Raw genomic sequence first — 18228 nt, 5'->3', positions numbered from 1 at the left:
AAATAAATGGATTGCTGGTCTAATTTTAAATTATTAGCTTTTAGTCTGTTAACACCAACCCAAACCTAAATGAAATTCTATTTTTCTCAGCTGTTGCGATTTCTTGCAGTTTCAACCCTCTTCCTATCTTTTTTTACTGCTTGCGAAGAACCAAAAGAGCAAGTAACTAACCCAGAAGTAAAATCAGAAGATATTTTAAAGGATTACGTGATGACGCCCGACACTGCCTTTAGCTTTGAGGTAGTACATACTGTTACCGGAAAAGAATATGATTACCATGTTTTGAAAATGACATCACAAACCTGGTTAACTCCAGATGTGGTTGATAAAACGAAATGGTGTCATTGGGTTTCGATTGTAGTGCCACGAGATACTCCTTTTGAAACGGGAATGATGTGGATAGGTGGTGGAAGCACGAATACAAAAATGCCTGAGAACCCTGAAGAATTGATTTTGGCAGCTGCGATGCAAACTAATACTATTGTTGCACAAGTTCATAACATTCCATTTCAACCTTTCACTTTTTCCAATGATCCATTTGGAGAACGCACCGAGGATGCAATCATATCATACGGCTGGAGAAAATTTCTTGAGGGAGGCGCTAAAGATGAGGATGCAATCTGGCTTGCTAGATTGCCTATGACCAAAGCCGTCAAACTGGCCATGGATGCTACTTCAGAATTAATTCGGACTTATTATAGCAAGAATCTCAATAAATATGTAGTTGCGGGAGCTTCCAAGCGTGGATGGACTACGTGGACCACTGCTGCAGTAGATGATCGAGTGGTGGCGATCATTCCAATTGTAATCGACATGCTTAACCTTGAGCCTTCTTTTGAACATCATTGGAAAAACTATGGTTTTTGGGCGCCGGCGGTTGATGATTATGTAAGAGAAGGAATCATGGATTGGATGGGGACACCTGAATTTGATCGGTTACTGGAAATAACGGAGCCTTATTCTTTTCGGGCAGATCTTGATATGCCAAAATTATTAATTAATGCTGCAGGAGATCAGTTCTTTCAACCAGATAGTTGGGAGTTTTATTGGGATGACCTAAAAGGAGAAAAACACATGCAATACGTCCCTAATTTTGGACATGATTTAAGTGATTCTGATGCTTTACCCAATATGATTTCTTTCTATTCATCAGTACTGAATAACCAAAAGAGACCAAAATATGATTGGACAATTGAAGACGACTTGATTTCATTTCAGGCAGATCCATCCACTGAACCTGTTTCTGTGAAGATTTGGACTGCGACAAATGATGAAACAAGAGATTTCAGAGTTGATGTTTTAGGACCAAAATGGAAATCAGCTGAAATGGAGTCCCCCTCAAATGGACTTTATACCTATCAGATGAACCAACCCGAAAAAGGGTATCAAGCGTATTTTATGGAGGTCACTTTCGCAGGAAAAACTCCTCTAAAAGTAACCAGCGGTGTAGAAGTTCTACCTAGAACATACCCGTTTGAAGATTTTATTCCCGATCATTCAACCAGTTCATCCTCTAATTAAAAATGCTAAAATCTCTATTTTTCACATCGATACTTATCCTTTTTGTAAATTCATTTCTTATGGCACAGCGAATAGTGAATGAAGATGAAAGTAAAGTTCCTGCATTGGTTTTGCCGGATCCTTTTGTCAGCAAGTCAGGACTACTGATCAATTCAATTTCAGATTGGGAAAATATCCGAAGACCAGAGCTCATGGAGTTGTTCAGAAATGAAGTTTATGGCCCAATTCGGGCTGACTTTGATGAAATAACTTTCTCAGAAGTTTCGGAGAATCCCAACCCATTTCCTGACGTCTCGATTTTCAGAGAGATAGACATCCGCGTTTTGAGAAATGGAAAATCTCATACCATGAGGCTTAATGTTTTTTTACCAAAAGGTCATACAGGCCCTTCGCCTATTATTTTATTGATAAATCATAGACCTAAAAATCAAGACGGACAAATTGCAGAGGAAGGATATTGGTCAGTTGAATCCATTCTGAGCAGAGGGTTTGCCACTGCTTCTTTTCATGGAGAAACAGTTGCTCCAGACAATGCCGAGACATTTTCTGAAGGAGTCATTTCAAACCTTTATCCTGAGGAATTAACAAAACCAGAGGGAATGAGGACCTTTGGCGCCTGGGGTTGGGCTGCCATGAGAGCGATGGATTATTTCGAGCATGAACCACAAATTGATTCGAAAAAATCTACAATCGTAGGCCATTCCAGATCTGGAAAAACAGCATTATGGACGGGTGCCACAGATACAAGATGGGCAGTAGTAATTTCAAATGAGTCAGGCTGTGGAGGCGCCGCACTTTCCCGTAGGAAGTTTGGTGAAACAGTTAAAATCATCAATACTTCTTTTCCTCATTGGTTTAATGACAACTTCAAAACCTATAATGAGCGGGAGGAATCCTTACCGATTGATCAACATATGTTGGCCATGATGATGGCTCCTAGAGCTGTGTATTTTTCTAGTGCAAGAGAAGATTTATGGTCTGATCCAAAAGGAGAATATTTATCCATGCAATTGGGAAGTCGGATTTATAGCCAAATTTATAATAAGTTAGTCTCTTTCCCACAGGAGTTTGAGCAGCTAAAATCACCCATCATTCAAAAGCATGCAGGCTACCATATTCGGGGTGGAAAGCATAATCTAACTTTAGAAGATTGGAATAATTTTATGGATTTCATTGAATTGAATTTCAAAAATGTTCAATGAAAAATCAGGTGAGTACAAGATGGTTTTTCCAACTTATCCCTGCTTTTTGTTAGCTTAAACCTAAAATCAATATAGCCAAACCGAAATTTTTATGTTTCATGTGACAACCATACTTCTAGCACTGACTTTTAGCTTTCTGAAAATTCCGGCTGAAAAACCAGAAGTTAAGATTCTGAAATCTGAATTCATCTACGAGAAGGCACCTTTTCCTTCCTGTCATGCTTCTACACTTTTAGAAACAGAAGATGGGATTTTGGCATCATGGTTTGGAGGAACCTATGAAAGACATCCTGATGTCAGTATCTATACTTCCAGATTGAAAAACGGCAAATGGTCCACTCCTGAAATGGTTGCAGATGGTGTTGAAAATAAAGACTTCAGAAACCCAACCTGGAATCCGGTACTTTTTAAAAATAGCTTAGGAAAAACTATTCTTTATTACAAGGAAGGCCCAAACCCAAGAGAATGGTGGGGACTTTATAAAACTTCAGATGACGAAGGCAAAACTTGGTCAAAAGCCATACAAATTCCACCTGGAATGCTCGGACCTGTCAAAAATAAGCCAGTGAGCTTGCCTGATGGGACTATCCTTTATGGAAGTAGTTTTGAAACAAATGGGGTTTGGAGTATGCATGTGGAAACGACTAATCAGGAAATCAAAAATTGGAAAAAAATAGAAATCGATAACGGCCCTTTTCATGCCATTCAACCAACTATTTTGAGTTATCCAAACGGTAAAATCCAGCTTCTTGCCAGAACTCAAGAAGATGTGATTGGTACCACTTGGTCCATGGATGGAGGCAAGACCTGGTCCACAGTGGAGTCTACAGGACTGGTTCATAATAATTCTGGAATCGATGCTGTGACTTTAGAGAGTGGTATTCAATTGCTCCTTTGCAACCCCATAAAAGATGGGAGGAATAAACTGTCACTTTTAATGTCTATGGATGGGGAAAATTGGGAAGAAATATATGTTTTGGAAGACCAACCTAAAGGAGAATTCAGTTATCCAGCCATCATTCAGGCAAAGGACGGTTCCATTCACATGACTTATACTTACAATCGGGAGAAAATAAAATACGTTTCTCTAGTCTTAGAATAAACTCACGCTCAAACCAATTGTAATGTCATTTCCTAAACCCTTTCGAGGCATAATCCCTCCGATGATCACTCCTCTAAATCCAGATTTTTCCTTGGATGAAAAAAGTCTTGAACTTGTTATTGAGAATCTAATTTCTGGTGGTGTCCATGGAGTATTTATTTTGGGTACTACTGGAGAATTTGCAAGCGTGAGTTCTAAGGAAAAAAAGAAACTTATCCAATTAACATGTCAAAAAGTGGATCATCGAATTCCAGTTTTAGTAGGAATTACGGATTGCTCCTTTCAAGAAAGTTTGGATTTAGCCTATTGCGCCAAAGAGGCCGGTGCGGATATTCTGGTCGCCACTTCTCCTTTCTACATGAATATCGGGCAGGAAGAATTGACTTATTATTTCTCTCGATTAGCGGATGATGTGGATTTACCATTGTACCTCTACAATATCCCCTCCCATACTGGGATCAAGATTGATCTGGAAACAGTAAAAATCCTTGCAGATCACCCAAATATCATAGGGATTAAAGATAGTTCTGGTGATCAAAAATATTTTGAAAGCCTATGCGATACATTTCGAGAATATCCGGAGTTCACGGTATTGGTTGGCCCAGAAGAAATTTTGGTTGAAACCATGAATATGGGAGGACATGGAGGTGTTACAGGTGGAGCAAATCTTTTCCCAAAACTCTATGTAAAACTTTTTGAATCGATAGAATATCAGGATAAAGAAAGGATCAAAATTTTAAACGCTACTGTAAAATTTCTTAGCGAGAATTTATACAACCATGGCACCTATCAATCCAATTACTTGAAGGGGTTGAAAGCCAGCATGTACTTTGAAGGCTTATGTCAAGGGATTTTGGCTTTGCCCCTTGTGGCTTTTAATGAAACCGAGAAAGAAGAACTGAAAGGAAAATATAAAGCCGTGAAAGAGGTGGTTTCGAAAAACTTAGCCGACCTCAATTGAAAACGAAAGCTTCCCAAGACTTATGAATCTACCCATTCTTGATTTAGCGATTTTTTTGATTTACATGGTGGCGATTGTGGGTTTCGGGATTTCCTTTTCTTTTCGAAAAAGAACGGCAAATGATTTTACGACTGGTGGTGGAAGACTACCTTCCTGGGCTATTGGGATGTCTATATTTGCAACTTTCGTCAGTAGTATCAGTTTTCTAGCTTTACCTGGCAATGCCTATTTATCCAATTGGAATGGCTTTGTATTCAGTCTTTCCATTCCTTTGGCTGCGCTAATTGCTGTTAAATACTTCGTTCCACTTTATCGCAAGCTCAATAGCGAATCCGCTTATTTCTATCTGGAACAACGGTTTGGGCTATGGGCAAGAGTTTATGCTTCCATCTGTTATTTATTAACTCAACTGGCAAGAATGGGGACAATTCTCTATTTACTGGCCTTGCCGATGAATGCACTATTTGGATGGAGTATCCCGATGATTATTATTGTCACAGGTATTTCGGTAATCATCTATTCCATGTCGGGAGGAATCGAAGCTGTAATCTGGACAGATGCAGTTCAGGGAATTGTTTTAATTGCAGGTGCTTTAGCCTGTTTGGTAGTTATTTTTATAGAAATCCCAGGAGGCCCAGATGAAGTTTTCAGGATTGCTGAAGCAAATGATAAATTCAATTTAGGAAGCTTCAATTTAGACTTTACAACCTCCACTTTCTGGATGATTTTGGTCTACGGACTATTTATCAATCTTCAGAATTTTGGAATAGACCAGAACTACGTACAGCGTTATGTCAGTGCCAAAACTGAAAAAGAAGCGATCAAATCAACCTGGCTGGGTAGCTTGCTTTATGTTCCCGTTTCAGCCATTTTCTTTTTTATAGGAACAGCACTCTTTGCGTTTTATCAAGCTCAGCCAGACCTTTTGCCAGCTGCAATGTCTGGTTCGGAAAATGCAGACAAAGTATTTCCCTACTTTATTGTATCTCAGCTCCCAACAGGAATCACAGGGTTATTGATTGCATCCATTTTTGCTGCTGGAATGAGTTCTGTCTCCACAAGTGTCAATAGTTCTGCAACGGTGATTCTTTCTGATCATTTCAAAAAATATATCCATCCCAATCCATCAGAAAAAACATCGATGAAGGTACTTTGGCTTTCCTCCTTGGCCATGGGAATATTTAGTATTTTGGTTGGACTGGCATTTAATGGGGTGACCAGTGCACTGGATGCTTGGTGGGCATTGGCTTCTATCTTTAGTGGAGGAATTCTTGGCTTATTCCTTCTTGGGTTTATTGTTCAAAACACCAGTAGTAAGCAAGCAGCCATCGCAGTTTTGTCGGGAGTTCTCGTTATCGCTTGGATGAGTTTACCTGCTATCCTAAGCTTAGCAGGAAGCACAAGCCTTTGGATTCAGCCACTTCATTCCAACATGACGATTGTGTTGGGGACACTGACCATTTTTGTTGCAGGTTTTGTCTTGAGTTCCATCATTCCATCCAAGTCGGACTAGTTGTCATAGATCTTGTAATTCGATATTCAGCACCTGTTCTCCAGAAGACGGGTTAGTCAATCGACCTTTTAACTTCCTGAAATGGCCCTTTAAATTTAGAATTCAAAATCCTATTGTCTAGGTTAAGGGCAATAAATATTGAAAAGGCTAATAGATATAGAATATTCTAAAATACCCTTGTAATAATTTCCAATTAATCTAATTTGACTTTAAAATTAAACTAGATGAAAATCCTTCAAACTTCATTGATTCTGATCTTCACGCTTCTTGTGGTGCCAGTTTTTACCTACCTATTTGGAATTCCACTGGGAGAGAACGAAATGCATGCATTGGATGCCTTGATCAAAATCTGTGGATTCTCAATTGCTTACTGCTTTATAGTTGGTGAACTGACTAATAACAACAGTCAGGTAGATAAATATTGGAGCATACTCCCAATTATCTACGCTTGGGTAATGGCATACTATGGAAATTTCAGCGCCAGAATGATTTTGATGGCTTTATTAGTATCAGCTTGGGGAATTCGTTTGACCTATAACTTTGCTCGAAAAGGTGCTTATAAATGGAAATTCTGGGAAGGAGAGGAAGATTACCGCTGGGAAATTTTGCGAAAAAAACCAGAGTTTCAGCCCCTATGGAAATGGACTTTATTCAACTTATTTTTCATCTCTGGCTACCAAAATATATTGATTTTGCTTTTCACCCTTCCCATGTTAGTGACGCTTCAATTTGATGGAGCTCCTTTAGGAATTTTTGACCTAGTTGTAACTGCAGGAGTTTTGTTTTTCCTTATTCTAGAATTGATAGCCGATGAGCAGCATTGGAAGTATCAAAGCAAAAAATGGAAACTAATTCGAGATGGTAAATTATTATATGGAGATTTTTCCAAAGGGTTTTTAGATAAAGGGCTTTGGGCCATTTCGAGACATCCCAACTATTTGGGGGAACAAGGGGTTTGGGTAAGTTTTTACTTTTTCTCTGTAGTTGCTTCCGGGCAGTGGTTGAACTGGTCTGTCGTCGGATGTCTCTTACTACTGATCCTTTTTCAAGGAAGCTCAAACTTCAGCGAGGAAATCAGTGCTTCCAAATATCCTGAATATAAAGATTACCAGAAAAGAGTAGGTAGGTTTGTTCCAAAAGCAGGAAGAGAAAGGGAACCACAGGTTTCACCAGAAAACAATTCTTGATTCTACTTTATGGGTTATTTATCAATCTTCAAAAATTTGAATTGACTAAAACTCACTTCTCTAATACTGTTATCTTTTGAACCCCTTGATGAACTTGGCCATAACGGTCTGTTGCTTGAACCTTTACAACATGCTCTCCAGCTTCCAAACCATTTGGTATAGGAACTCTCCATAGGTGTTTGCTCTGTGCAGGATTGGAAGGCCTTCTCCCATTTAAAAGTTTTTCGGTGGTATCCCATTGAAACAAATCCACCAAGTAAGCAGGATCATAGTCCTCTACCCAAGTCATTGGCTTCATTTCTCCGCCATCGATACTAATCATCACCTTATCTCCCTTAGAACCCATAAAGAAATTAACAAAAATCCCGGCAGTCGTGCTTTTACCTTTTTCAAGCACCTTTGGTGCAAAGATTTCCATCTGATAATCACTAGTCTCTCCTGCCACTTGATATTTTATTTTATACTGATTTCCTGAGAAATGAATGAGTGCATAACCTTTTGGAGTACCATCCCGCATGGTGGAGACGGGGATTCCCTGCTCATTTAAAACTCCTTTATACCAATCTCCTGAAGTAGTTCCCACATTGTAATGATGATGTGGCGTATCTTGTTTCCACCCATCTGCTCTGTTGAAGTAATCTTGTCTCTGTAAGTGCGTATGTGCTGAAAGAGAAAGTGTATGAGGATACTCTGCAAGCATGTTAAATATTTCCTGCCTATCCTCGTCACGGAAAGAATCTCCTTGTTCAAAGAAAGGGATATGCATAGAAATTACGATCAAATGGTCTTTTGGCACATACTTCAAATCATTTTTTAGAAAAGTCAGTTGATCGGCTCTCAAGCCACCCCAGTAACTCTTTCCGTCTCTTGGGTCTGGCCAAAGAATATCATCAATTACGATAAAATGAACCTTTCCAACATTGTAAGCATAGGTGCTAGGACCAAAATGCGCTTCAAAGGTCTCATCTGACAATTCATCGGAATCAACATCGTAGTTCTCATCATGATTTCCCATCACGTTATACCAAGGAATACCAACTTTTGCCACCGCTTGAGAATATGGGGAAAATAAATTCAAATCATCACCAACCAAATCTCCCAAAGAAAGTCCAAAAGCAACATCTTTTATCCCTTCCACTTCACTTACTACTCCTTTATCAAAAAAACCAACTTCCTCCAAGGTATAGGGTTGTGGATCTCCAAAAATTAAAGCTGTAAAATCTTCTGTTTCCTCCGATTTAGTCAAGGCAAAATTGATTTCTTTTGGCAAATCACCTGTAGGCTCCGAACCTGCATACTTCAAGTCAGGTGATCCTGAAGGTTTATGGATATAATAATATTGAGGCCTATTAAGTGAATCCAAGGGGATGCTAAATCCTGAAGGTTTGATGACAAAAAGCAGTTGTCCGTCCCTCAGGCTAATTTCATAATATCCCTTTTCATCTGTTTGAACTACCTCTTCTCCGTTTGAAATACTTACTCCGGAAATTCCACCTTCACGTCGTTGCTTCTTCCCGTTTCCATTTTCGTCATGATAGACAAACCCTTTTGCAATTTCTTGTGAAAAGCCTGAAACACTTATAAAAAATAAAGCTATGGCCAGTCCAATTTTCGCAGGTAATCCTAGTATTTTCGTCATTTTTCTGAAATTCTCTTTAAATAACCTAACAAAAGCATACTGATAATTTCGGTATTCTTATCTATATCAATTTAATACAGAATCTTTTAACATCATCAATTGAATCAACCTTATATAGAAACTCAAGTTGTTCAAGAAAATCTTTTCAAAATTTTATTGAAACTTAACCGCTATGAAATATACTTTTGCTTAAGAAAAATCACAGATTAAGAAGGTTACTATTTCATTACCAAATTTTTAACCTAATCTATTTCATTCTTAAACAAATAAAAAAGGCTATCGGAAAGATCCGATAGCCATAGGTATAGGTTTGAAAAAATAATTTCTTTTACATTTCTTTCATTTCGGTCACCACTTTTGTAATGGTTTGCTTGGCATCTCCAAAGAGCATCAGGCAGTTGGGATAGCCAAAAAGCTCATTTTCTACACCTGCATAACCTGGATTCATACTTCGCTTACAAACAATCACCGTCCTTGCTTTATCAGCATTCAAGATTGGCATACCATAAATCGGACTCTGTGGATTATTCCGGGCAGCAGGATTTACCACATCATTTGCCCCTACGACCAGAACCAGATCCGTATTTGGGAACTCATCGTTAATGGATTCCATCTCGATTAACTTATCATAAGAGATATTGGCCTCAGCTAAAAGCACATTCATGTGCCCAGGCATTCTCCCAGCCACAGGATGTATTGCAAATTTGAAATCAATATTCCTTTTTTCACATTGCTCCATTAATTCACGAATGACATGTTGTGCCTGTGCTACTGCCATTCCATAACCCGGAACAATAATCACGGAAGAGGAGGAATCAAATAACATAGCTGTCTCTTCCACTCCAATTTCCTTTACTACAATCTGAGGGCCATCAGAAGCTGGTCCAGAAACTGCTTGTCCAAAACCACCTAACAATACATTGGTTAAGGACCTGTTCATGGCCTTGCACATAATTTGTGTAAGAATAATTCCTGAGGCACCTACTAGTGAGCCCGCCACGATCAGCACGTTATTATTCAAAATAAAACCTGTGGCACATGCGGCCATTCCAGAGTAGGAATTCAATAATGAAATTACCACTGGCATATCTGCGCCTCCAATTGGAATTACAGTCAAGATTCCCAAAAGCAAGGAAATCACGATCAATGCAATCATAAAGGCAGGATCACCGGGGTTCATAAAAGTCAAAGTTCCTGCGACTCCAAAAGCGATCAACAAGATCAAGTTCAATAGATGTTGACCTGTGAAAGTAATCGGCGAACCTGAAATTTTCCCATCTAGCTTCAAAAAAGCAATCATGGAACCCGTAAATGTCACTCCCCCGATTAAAACCGAAACAATAATACTGACTAAATTTACTTTATCTGGATAAGTCGCTACTGCTTGAGTTTTTAGGAAATAATCCGAAAGTGCTACCGCAAAAGAAGCAAGGCCTCCAAATCCATTAAACAAGGCGACCATCTCCGGAATTTTGGTCATCTCCACTTTCTTGGAAACATAAAGACCAATTGCTCCACCAATGAGGATGCAAACAAAAATCTCAACAAAAGAGAGGATATTCACTGTATACAAAGTCGCCGCAATGGCGATCAGCATTCCTACGGCAGAATACACGTTTCCTTGACGTGCACTTTTGGTTTTACCCAATTTTTTGATCCCTAGGACAAAGAGAATCGAGGAGATCAGATAGGCTACTTGGATCAGGATGCTCATTTCTTCTTAAACATTTTAAGCATACGATCAGTCACAGCATAGCCACCGACTACATTGATTGTAGCGAGGACCAATGCTACCATTCCTAACCATTTGCTCATGGTAGTATATCCCATTTCGTTACAGGCCAAGAGAGCTCCAACGATGGTGATTCCTGAAATAGCGTTTGATCCCGACATGAGAGGAGTGTGCAAGGTTGGGGGAACTTTAGCGATCAGCTCAAATCCCAGAAAACTTGCCAGAACAAGTATATAAATCAGAATAATTAATGCTTCTGAGCTCATAATTTGAAAAGGTTATGTACTATTTATTTAAAATTTTCTTGGTGAATTCATGTACTGTTTCACCCTGAAAGGTGATCAATACACCCTTTGTGATTTCTTCTTCACGGTCAAGATTGAATCCATCTTTAGTAGCAAGATGCAATAGCAAGGTGCTGATATTGGTTGCATAGAGCTGACTGGCATTAGTCGAAAGTAAAGCAGGTAGATTGGATTCTCCTATGATCGTCACGCCATGCCTTACAATGGTCTTATCTTTTTCAGAAATTTCACAGTTACCTCCGGACTCTACCGCCATATCAACGATTACTGCTCCTTTTTTCATCGTTTTCACCATCTCCTCTGTCACTAGTATAGGAGATTTTTTACCCATTACAAGAGCAGTGGTGATGACTAAATCAGTTTCTTTGATTTTACTTTGGATCAATTCCTTCTGCTTCCGCAAAAACTCTTCTGAAACTTCTGCGGCATAGCCACCTTCTACTTTTACTGTTTCGGCTCCTTCTACCATCAAAAATCTTCCCCCAAGAGATTCTACTTGTTCCTTCGTTTCTGGCCTGACATCACTCACTTCCACTATGGCTCCGAGTCTTTTCGCTGTGGCTATGGCCTGCAAGCCTGCAACCCCGGCACCAAAAATCAGAACCTTCGAAGGAGTGATTGTTCCCGATGCTGTCATCATCAAAGGAAATATTTTCCCAAGATGGTTCGCTCCCAAAATGACTGATTTATATCCTGCCAAATTTGCCTGTGAACTCAAGGCATCCATTTTTTGGGCTCTGGAAATTCGAGGAACAGCGTCCATTGAAAAAGAAGTGATAGATCTCTTGTTCATCTCTTCCAAAATCTCTGGATGATTATAAGCATACATCAAAGAAATACAGGCTGACCCTTCCTTCATCTGTGAAACTTCTTCTGTTGAGAAAATATTTACTTTCAACAAAACATCAGAATTAAAGACATCATTTTTAGCAACAACAGATGCACCTGCTATCTTATATTCCTCATCTAAAAAATTAGATCCCTCACCTGCACCAGACTCAACTGCTACTTCAAATTCTTTTTTAACCAATAGCTTGATTACTTCCGGACTGAGAGCAACTCTTCTTTCATGAACTTTTGTTTCCTTTAAAACCCCTATTTTCATTTTTAGCTTTTAGAATCTATTTATAAATAGCTTTTATCTTTCAATATATTCAAAGAAAGTCTGAAATACCCGTTTAGCCCACCTGCTTTATCCTGATTTCTTCCACTTTTATGATATTTTATTTTGAAAATGAATAGACTAACAAAAGGATAGATAAAACCAAAAAATCAGATTTTTACAGATTTGGTCTAAATCCAAGCTATTTTTTTAAGTTTAATTTTAAAATCAGAGGCAAAAAATCCGAAAAACATAAGTTGAAAAACCCAGAAAATTGATTTCAAATACTTTTTTTAAATAAAAATATAAGTACCGTTGATCCTAAAAGAATGACACTTTAAGGACAATCAGGATTCATTCAAAAAGATAAATCCCTATTTTACGTAAACTTATTTAACCTAAAACAAGACCCATGAAAAAACCCAAGAAAAATTCCGAAGGACAATCTCGAAGGGAGTTTATTAAAAATGCAGCTATAGCATCCTCATTTTTTATTGTCCCAAGACATGTTTTGGGAGGTGTCGGATTTACTTCCCCTTCAGATCAATTAAATCTTGCGGCAATAGGCGCTGGAGGAAAAGGAGCTAGTGATATTAGAAATGCCTCAGTGAATGGTAGAGAGCGAGTTGTTGCACTTTGTGACGTTGATTTTTCTGGATCAGCTAAGGCTTCCGTAGAAAGATTTCCAGATGCAAAACTTTATGCCGATTTCCGAAAAATGTTAGATACAGAAACGGATATTGATGCAGTAACTATTTCTACCCCCGACCATGTTCATGGACCGGCAGCAAAATATGCTATGGAAAGAGGCAAACATGTCTATGTCCAAAAACCCATGACCCATAACATCAAAGAAGCAAGAATGCTTACTGAGATGGCAAGAACACAAAAAGTTGTCACACAAATGGGTAATCAAGGTGGTTCAAATCCATTGCTAAATCTAGTTCAAGAATGGATCGATAAAGATCGAATCGGGAAAATATCGAAAGTAGAAGTTTGGACCAATCGCCCAGTTTGGCCTCAGGGAGGAGCTTTCCCCAAACCAGCTCCTGGAAGCAAGCCATCAGCCCTAGACTGGGATTTGTGGTTAGGTCCAGCCCCGGAAATTCCTTACACCCCAGACCTTCACCCATTCAGTTGGAGAGGTTGGTGGAATTATGGAACAGGCGCCTTGGGAGATGTGGGATGTCACTTGATCGATATTCCATTCAGAACACTTGGATTGCATTATCCTACTGACGCTGAGTGTAGCGTTGGATCTGTTTACAGCCAAATGTGGACTCCAGATTATCATCCTGACGGTTGTCCGGCATCATCATTTATTTCTTTAAACTTTGATGCGACCCCAAAAAGTAAATCTCCAATCAATATGACCTGGAGCGATGGCGGAATCAGACCAGCACACCCTGATATTATTCCTGCTGATCATGATATCGGCGGAGCAAACTCTGCCAATGGAGTTTTGATCATTGGTGAAAAAGGGATCATTTCTACTAATATCAATGATTCTTCTCCTTTGATGCCTAAGCTTTATCTGAATGATGGAACTCAGGAATTTGGCCCTCAAACTGAACCTAATGACGAGCCAGAATATGGCCATCAAAGACTATGGGTAGATGCTTGTAAAGCTGGATTTGGCAGCACAGAACATAAAGGTTTAACATCTTCCTTCGATTATGCAGGCCCAATGACAGAAACTGTGTTGATGGGAAATCTAGCTATCAGAAGCTATATGTTGAGAAAGGAAAACAGCAAAGGTCAAATGGAATTCTACGGACGTAAGAAATTGCTTTGGGACGGAGATAATTTGAGAATCACTAATTTCGAAGACGCAAATCAGTTTGTCACCAGGACTTACCGCGAAGGCTTTGGAATGGGTTAATCCATAACACCACCAACCTTGGATTAAAGCTCAAACCCAGTCATTCTTATTTTGACTGGGTTTGTCTTTTAAAAAGAATGTGGAAAATAGGATCTTCCTGACTAACCTTTTTAAACAATGACGAAAAAAACTCTCCCAAAACTTAATCTAAGCCTAGAGGAAAGAAAAAATCTTAGAAAATCTAAGATCAAGATTTCAGAAATTCTGGAATTGGCTCCAGATGAATTGGAAATTGTATTAGATGCAAGTCCTGCAAGGGTAAAAACTATTCGAGCTTTAGCAGAATTTCAGAATGTACCATCAATTGGAATAAAGTTCGCGGAGGATTTGATTTTTATGGGGTATTTCTCTACTGCAGAACTAAAAGGGAAAGAGGGTGCAAAGATGTTTGAAGAATATGAGCGGAAGAAAGGGTATTGGACCGATCCATGCGTAGAGGATCAGTTTCGATTAATAACAGATTTTGCAAGGAATACCAAAATCAATAAAAAATGGTGGGATTATTCAGAGGAAAGAAAAAAATATAGGCTAGAAAAAGGGTATCCGGCTGATAGGCCAACAAAGGCATGGTATGAAGTGAATCCTATCAAATGGAAAACAAAACTCTAAACAGATTAATTACTGAAAGACATTAATTATTCCATCTGAATAAATATACATTCTAAATTGTTTGCGTCCTTTCTCAAAGGGATGCCGACTTTAAAAAATGTAATTCTCAAATAATTTTAAATCTGTTCAAAAGCTTAAATCACTGTTCCAATAATTGCGAAGAAGGCTTAGTCCTATTTTTATTATCTTAATCACTTTCAAAAAGTATTTCTATGAATCGCATATTTATTCTACTCTTTACTCTCTGCATTATGGGTCAACTTTCTGCCCAAGACCGCCTAACTGGTAAAACATTTACAACCAGATCTGAAGTCCTCGCTCGCAATGGCATGGCTGCAACCAGTCAGCCTCTTGCTACACAAGTTGCTTTAGATATTCTAAAAAAGGGAGGCTCTGCGATGGATGCTGCTATTGCAGCAAATGCTGTTTTGGGATTAGTAGAACCGGCCAGTTGTGGAATAGGTGGAGATATTTTCGCAATTGTTTGGGGTGCTAAAGAACAAAAACTATTTGGTTTTAATGGAAGTGGAAGAGCTCCCAAATCACTAAGTATTGATTATTTTATGGATCGGGGAATAAAGTATATCCCCTTATTAGGCCCACTCCCAGTGTCTGTTCCAGGTGCTGTAGATGGCTGGTTTGCTTTGCATGAAAAATTCGGAAAGCTTCCTATGGAAACACTTTTAAAACCTGCAATCGATTATGGAAGGGAAGGGTTTCCTGTTTCAGAAGTAATAGCTTATGAAATGGAAAGTAATTATCGTGGAATGGAAGAAATACCGGGTTTTGCAGAAACCTATATGCCAAATGGCCATACTCCAAGAAAGGGTGAGGTTTTCAAAAACCCTAATCTTTCTAACACCTACGAGAAGATTGCAAAAGAAGGTCGGGATGCTTTTTATAAAGGTGACATCGCCCGGACCATCGATACCTATATGAAAAAGCATGGCGGCTTTCTCTCTTACGAAGATTTAGCAAGTCATACCTCCAATTGGATTGAGCCGATAAGCACAAATTATAGAGGATACGATATATGGGAATTACCTCCCAATGGACAAGGAACTGCAGCTTTACAGATGCTCAATATTTTAGAAGGGTATGATATTGCTTCAATGGGATTTGGAAGCACGGAATACCTTCATTTGCTGACTGAAGCCAAAAAGCTGGCTTATGAAGACCGAGCGAAATTTTATGCGGATCCAGAATTCAATAAGATCCCTCTTGAACAACTCTTATCAAAGGAATATGCCGCAGAACGTCGGGCGCTGATCGATCCAAACCAGGCTGCAGATAGCTATCCTGCCGGGGACTTGGAAATCGAATTAGGCAATACCACTTATCTTACAGTAGCTGATAAAGATGGTAATATGGTTTCTTTGATTCAAAGTATCTATTCTGAATTTGCATCAGGAATGGTTCCAGATGGATTGGGTTTTGTATTACAAAACAGAGGTCAAATGTTCAATGTGCAGGATCGAAATCATGCCAATGCCCTTGAACCTGGAAAGAGACCTTTTCATACCATTATCCCGGCTTTTATTACCAAGGATGGGAAACCTCATGTGAGTTTTGGCTTGATGGGAGGATCGGTTCAACCTCAAGGACATGCCCAAATTGTTGTGAATGTGGTGGACTTTGGAATGAATCTCCAAGAAGCTGGAGATGCTCCCCGAATGAGACACTCCGGAAGTTCACAACCTACCGGATCTATGATGACAAATGGAGGTACTCTTAACCTAGAAAGCGGTTTTGAACCTGAAGTCTTCCGTGAACTTAGAAAAATGGGACATCGAATTTCTTTTGCCGTTGGAATCTACGGTGGATATCAAGCCATTGGAGTGGATTTAGAAAACAAAGTTTATTCAGGAGCATCAGAATCTCGAAAAGACGGTCAAGCGGCAGGATATTAAAATATCATTTCATGATTTCCTCAGAAATCTAGTTGGAAATCAAGCTTTTATCTTTGAAAATCTTTTCTGGTAGGAAAAGACTAACTTGCCAAGGTAAAAACAAATGAAAAATGGATTTCGAAGACGTAAAATATGAAATGAGAAAAGGCTCCTGGAAGCCTGTAATTATAGGAGGAATAATATTATTTCTTCTTTTTGCTTTTAAACCCTGGGCTCAAGTCGGAGCGGGAGAGCGAGGAATCGTCCTGAATTTTGGAGCAGTTCAAAACACAGTTTTGGGAGAAGGTATCCACTTTAAAATACCTATTGTTCAGACCGTAGAATTGATGGATGTGAAAATCCAAAAAGCGATTACAGATGCTGCTTCGGCCTCATCTGATCTTCAGGATGTGGACTTATCTGTTGCTTTAAACTACCATGTTATCCCTGATAAAGCGAACATCGTTTATCAATCTATCGGTGTTGAATTTAAAGCCAGAATTATTGATCCTGCGATTCAGGAAGTGATGAAGGCAGTTACAGCTCGATATACTGCAGAGGAATTGATCACAAAAAGACCGGCTGTAAGTACAGAAATGAAAGAGGCTTTAACCTCACGATTACTTGAATCAAATATTGCTGTGGATGCATTTTCTATTGTATCCTTTAGCTTTTCGAAAACGTTTACTGACGCTATTGAAGCCAAGCAAACTGCTGAGCAAAATGCATTAAAAGCAAAAAGAGATCTGGATCGTATCCGTGTAGAAGCTGAGCAAACCATTGCAGCAGCAACAGCAGAAGCTGAAGCATTGAGACTTCAGAAAATGAATATCTCTCCTGATCTTATCGAATTGAGAAAAATCGAAGCTAACCTTAAGGCCATCGAAAAATGGAACGGAATTCTTCCTGAGGTGACTGGTGCTGGAGCTATTCCTTTCATAGGCGTAGGACCTGCCAAAAACTAATAACGTTCTATTTTAACCTTTTTTGAAAAGCGTGTTTTTGGATTTAAATTCTGAGAATACGCTTTTTTATTTGTCTATAGGTATCGTGAGTGAAAAAGATCAATTTTATTTAGAAAAAGAGGAGCCATTTAAAAGCTGTCTACTAGCTCTAAGATCAATTATTTTATCAAAAGGTGAAGGGATTACAGAAACCAAAAAGTATGGAATGCCTTGTTTTTGCTTTCAGGGAAAGGCCTTTTGCTATCTATGGACTGACAAAATCACAAATGAACCCTACATTCTATTCGTTGAAGGTAAAGCATTAGATCACCCCATGTTGGAAAGTGGAGATCGGAAGCGGATGAAAATATTCAGAATAAACTCCAGTTCAGATCTTCCCAGAAATGAGATTGAAATAATTTTAAATGATGCGCTTGAATTGTATAGAATGCAATAAGTCTATCGAAAATCTATTTTCGTCAAAAATCTTATTATCAATTTTATGATCCGGATTTCTTAAAAAGGTTCTCGTCCATTTTCGAACGTTATTGTTCGCCCTGATAAATTAATACGAAGATTATCAGCCATTTCTTTTATTTTAAGGACTTTTTCTTGGCATAGCTTTAGCCTTAAAAGGGGG

The 18228-nt window shown here is 38.9% G+C and carries 15 protein-coding genes; 11 read left to right on the top strand and 4 right to left on the bottom strand.

Features of this window, described 5'->3' with window-relative positions; genetic code table 11:
* Window positions 1-69: 69 nt before the first annotated feature.
* From AAGF08_RS04760 to AAGF08_RS04735, 6 genes are all read left to right on the top strand, one after another.
* Window positions 70-1521 (top strand): PhoPQ-activated pathogenicity-related family protein, encoded by a 1452-nt coding sequence (locus tag AAGF08_RS04760; RefSeq protein ID WP_343509923.1) that lies wholly within the window; start codon window positions 70-72, stop codon window positions 1519-1521.
* Between the two features lie 59 nt (window positions 1522-1580).
* The gene (locus tag AAGF08_RS04755) at window positions 1581-2723 is read left to right on the top strand and encodes an acetylxylan esterase (RefSeq protein ID WP_343509922.1); all 1143 of its coding nucleotides are present in this window, start codon (window positions 1581-1583) and stop codon (window positions 2721-2723) included.
* Between the two features lie 91 nt (window positions 2724-2814).
* Window positions 2815-3825, top strand: coding sequence for a sialidase family protein (locus tag AAGF08_RS04750; RefSeq protein ID WP_343509921.1), 1011 nt, complete (start codon window positions 2815-2817; stop codon window positions 3823-3825).
* Between the two features lie 22 nt (window positions 3826-3847).
* Window positions 3848-4786, top strand: coding sequence for a dihydrodipicolinate synthase family protein (locus AAGF08_RS04745; RefSeq protein ID WP_343509920.1), 939 nt, complete (start codon window positions 3848-3850; stop codon window positions 4784-4786).
* A 22-nt stretch (window positions 4787-4808) separates the two neighbouring features.
* Window positions 4809-6299, top strand: a complete 1491-nt coding sequence (locus AAGF08_RS04740; RefSeq protein WP_343509919.1) for a sodium:solute symporter — start codon at window positions 4809-4811, stop codon at window positions 6297-6299.
* 224 nt (window positions 6300-6523) lie between these two features.
* A complete protein-coding gene (locus AAGF08_RS04735) occupies window positions 6524-7486 on the top strand; it encodes a DUF1295 domain-containing protein (protein ID WP_343509918.1) in 963 nt (320 codons plus the stop codon).
* Between the two features lie 52 nt (window positions 7487-7538).
* On the opposite strand, the gene AAGF08_RS04730 is transcribed toward AAGF08_RS04735, so the two are convergent.
* The 4 genes from AAGF08_RS04730 to AAGF08_RS04715 all read right to left on the bottom strand — a co-directional run bounded on the left by AAGF08_RS04730 (window position 7539) and on the right by AAGF08_RS04715 (window position 12267).
* The gene (locus AAGF08_RS04730; RefSeq protein ID WP_343509916.1) at window positions 7539-9125 is read right to left on the bottom strand and encodes a calcineurin-like phosphoesterase family protein; all 1587 of its coding nucleotides are present in this window, start codon (window positions 9123-9125) and stop codon (window positions 7539-7541) included.
* Between the two features lie 328 nt (window positions 9126-9453).
* Window positions 9454-10839 carry an NAD(P)(+) transhydrogenase (Re/Si-specific) subunit beta gene (locus tag AAGF08_RS04725; protein WP_343509914.1) on the bottom strand — a complete coding sequence of 462 codons (1386 nt, stop codon included), beginning with the start codon at window positions 10837-10839 and terminating at the stop codon, window positions 9454-9456.
* Complete coding sequence (locus AAGF08_RS04720) at window positions 10836-11123, bottom strand: NAD(P) transhydrogenase subunit alpha (RefSeq protein WP_343509913.1); 288 nt, start codon at window positions 11121-11123, stop codon at window positions 10836-10838. The genes AAGF08_RS04725 and AAGF08_RS04720 overlap by 4 nt, the downstream gene beginning before the upstream one ends.
* 19 nt (window positions 11124-11142) lie before the next feature.
* On the bottom strand, window positions 11143-12267 hold the full coding sequence (locus tag AAGF08_RS04715; protein ID WP_343509912.1) for a Re/Si-specific NAD(P)(+) transhydrogenase subunit alpha: 1125 nt from the start codon (window positions 12265-12267) through the stop codon (window positions 11143-11145).
* 409 nt (window positions 12268-12676) lie between these two features.
* Between AAGF08_RS04715 and AAGF08_RS04710 the strand changes: the two genes are divergently transcribed.
* The 5 genes from AAGF08_RS04710 (at window position 12677) to AAGF08_RS04690 (ending at window position 18045) form a co-directional block, all read left to right on the top strand.
* Window positions 12677-14146, top strand: coding sequence for a Gfo/Idh/MocA family oxidoreductase (locus AAGF08_RS04710; protein ID WP_343509911.1), 1470 nt, complete (start codon window positions 12677-12679; stop codon window positions 14144-14146).
* Between the two features lie 117 nt (window positions 14147-14263).
* On the top strand, window positions 14264-14755 hold the full coding sequence (locus tag AAGF08_RS04705; protein ID WP_343509910.1) for a helix-hairpin-helix domain-containing protein: 492 nt from the start codon (window positions 14264-14266) through the stop codon (window positions 14753-14755).
* 212 nt (window positions 14756-14967) lie between these two features.
* Window positions 14968-16665: a gamma-glutamyltransferase gene (ggt, locus tag AAGF08_RS04700; protein ID WP_343509908.1), complete on the top strand. Its 1698-nt coding sequence runs from the start codon at window positions 14968-14970 to the stop codon at window positions 16663-16665.
* A gap of 110 nt (window positions 16666-16775) precedes the next feature.
* A complete protein-coding gene (locus tag AAGF08_RS04695; RefSeq protein ID WP_343509907.1) occupies window positions 16776-17609 on the top strand; it encodes a prohibitin family protein in 834 nt (277 codons plus the stop codon).
* A 37-nt stretch (window positions 17610-17646) separates the two neighbouring features.
* Window positions 17647-18045: a DUF1801 domain-containing protein gene (locus AAGF08_RS04690; protein WP_343509906.1), complete on the top strand. Its 399-nt coding sequence runs from the start codon at window positions 17647-17649 to the stop codon at window positions 18043-18045.
* The last annotated feature ends 183 nt before the right edge of the window (window positions 18046-18228 follow it).

The organism is Algoriphagus sp. SE2, from assembly GCF_039563885.1.
In the GTDB taxonomy this organism is placed as follows: domain Bacteria; phylum Bacteroidota; class Bacteroidia; order Cytophagales; family Cyclobacteriaceae; genus Algoriphagus.
The sequence above is the reverse complement of the archived record's forward strand: the minus strand, read 5'-3'. Positions and strand labels throughout refer to the sequence as shown.